The following is a 1,887-nucleotide window of genomic DNA, read 5'->3' on the forward strand; positions in this document are numbered from 1 at the left end:
TTCTCGAAGATCGACGGTGACCACCAGCGTCACACCCGGCCGCGCGCTACGCTACGCCAAGGGCTTCGCCCGCGGCCTCCTACACCAACCGCTGGGACACTATCCTCGGCACGCCCGGTCATCCGCAGGCAGGCGCTGACGGTGCGCTTGCCCGGTGCCAGCATTGCACCCATGACCAGAACAAGCACGTGTTCCCAGCTGGGAGCTGTAAAGCACATTCGCAGCTCCTGCAGCCAATCGCGCAGGATCTGGGGAACCGGAACGCCTGTCGGCGGCGGGGAGGTGGAATGTTGCTGCATCCCATGCTTCGAATCCCTCGCCGATCACCATGCAAGTCAGGGGCCCGCGGCAAAGTGAATTACGCATCTTGAGGTGTGCTCATGTATGATCTGCGCATGCTGTACGATGAAATGGTCGCCCGCATCGAAGCTTTCGACGACGCCAATGGTGGTGGTGTCGGCTCCTACAAGAACAAGGGCTCTTGCCATCTCTACCTGCTGGAGACGGAGGCGCCGATTGCCCGCCTGAAGCCGACCGGCAACGGAGACGAGGTCCGGCTCGGATACTGGTCACACCGGCGCAAATGGGAGGATATCGATGACATGGGTGGCGTCGTCATGCCTCTCGACGACGCGCTCGAGTTCATAGCGAACGAGGCCATTTTCTGGACCTGGACGTGAGTGAAAACGTACAAAGTCGAGCTAAGGAACCGAGCGAAAATTTCGGAAGAGTGACGCCGATTAACGAGGTCTTCATGTCCGGCGGGCGAAGAAGGCGTCTTCGGCCTGCAAACCGGGAATGCCTGCCGGCCACAACCGTTGTGAAGAACAAGAACAAGCGTGAAGACGCATCAAAATGTGGAATACGATTGGCTATTCCAGGTCCAGATGCGGCACCTGGAAATCCGGGAGGTGGGTCAGAGCGTACATGCAGTCGCGGATCAGCCCGGGACGCAATCCGCCGCAACGCCCGGCTCCTGCGTGGCCATCTGTTTCTTTGACCGGGCAGTCAGAAGCGGTGGCATGAACCATATTTCCAATGCGTCGATCTGGGTCCGATGGGCGCGGCGGCCACGATTTCGGAGGTGGAGCTCCAAGGCTATGCGCTCTTGCGGCTCAAGCTACGGCTGAGCGATCTAAGGCGCCGAACAGAACCGCCTGATCTGGTTCATGCAGATGATGGCGGTGGCGAGCTTGGTGAGGGCCATGTGGATGTCGGCGCGTCGATCGTAACGGATAGCGAGCCGGCGGAACTGGCTGAACCACGCGAAGGTGCGCTCGGCCACCCAGCGGTGGCGGCCGAGCTTGGCGGAGGTTTCCATGCCACGGCGCGCGATGCGGGGTATGATCGAGCGGGCGTAGCATTCCCGGCGGCACCGGCGGTGATTGGAGGCCTTGTCCATTGCTCGGCAGGGCATTGCGCAGCGATGTCCCGAGAGGAGGCGTGCAGCTTGTCCCGGGGGTTGCGGGGACGGCCGCGCCGTCCCGACCGCACCCCCGGCACGGCGTCGAGCGTGGATACGAGCGTCATGCTGTCGTGGAGGTTCGCGCTCGTGAGCGCCAAGGCCGAGCCGCGTGCCCTTTCGGTCGGTGATGCGATCCCGTTTCGTGCCCACACGGCCCCGGTCCGTCGAGGCCGGACCCGTCTCGCAAGCCCCTTACCAGATGTGTTGAAGAAAAATACTTCGGTTGGCCAGACTTTGGCCAACCTTCTCCTTAAAGAACTGGCTTGACGCAATCTTACGATGGAGATGTCAGGTGCAGTATGTTCCGCAAAAATCCGCGACAGCCGTGAAGCGGCGTATTCCACTCCCGTTTTTCGGGGTGGATGTAAACTTTTGCCGGAACGCGCAATGCGCCCAATTTGGTCTTCACCCGGACCCACGCG

The 1,887-nt window shown here is 61.5% G+C and carries 1 protein-coding gene and 1 pseudogene; one reads left to right on the forward strand and one right to left on the reverse strand.

Annotated features, from left to right (window positions below; all coding sequences use genetic code 11):
• Positions 1–380 precede the first annotated feature (380 nt).
• Positions 381–680 carry a hypothetical protein gene (locus JSE7799_RS04425; RefSeq protein ID WP_055662538.1) on the forward strand — a complete coding sequence of 100 codons (300 nt, stop codon included), beginning with the start codon at positions 381–383 and terminating at the stop codon, positions 678–680.
• 455 nt (positions 681–1,135) lie between these two features.
• Here JSE7799_RS04425 and JSE7799_RS21550 read toward each other — a convergent pair.
• A pseudogene (locus JSE7799_RS21550) lies at positions 1,136–1,645 on the reverse strand (transposase); the annotation flags it as partial.
• Positions 1,646–1,887: the final 242 nt, after the last annotated feature.

This window comes from Jannaschia seosinensis, from assembly GCF_001408515.1.
Taxonomy (GTDB): Bacteria; Pseudomonadota; Alphaproteobacteria; order Rhodobacterales; family Rhodobacteraceae; genus Jannaschia; species Jannaschia seosinensis.

Excerpts from the sequence above, each read along its gene's own strand:
- JSE7799_RS04425 (WP_055662538.1), top strand. The coding sequence starts at position 381 with ATGTATGATCTGCGCATGCTGTACGATGAAATGGTCGCCCGCATCGAA.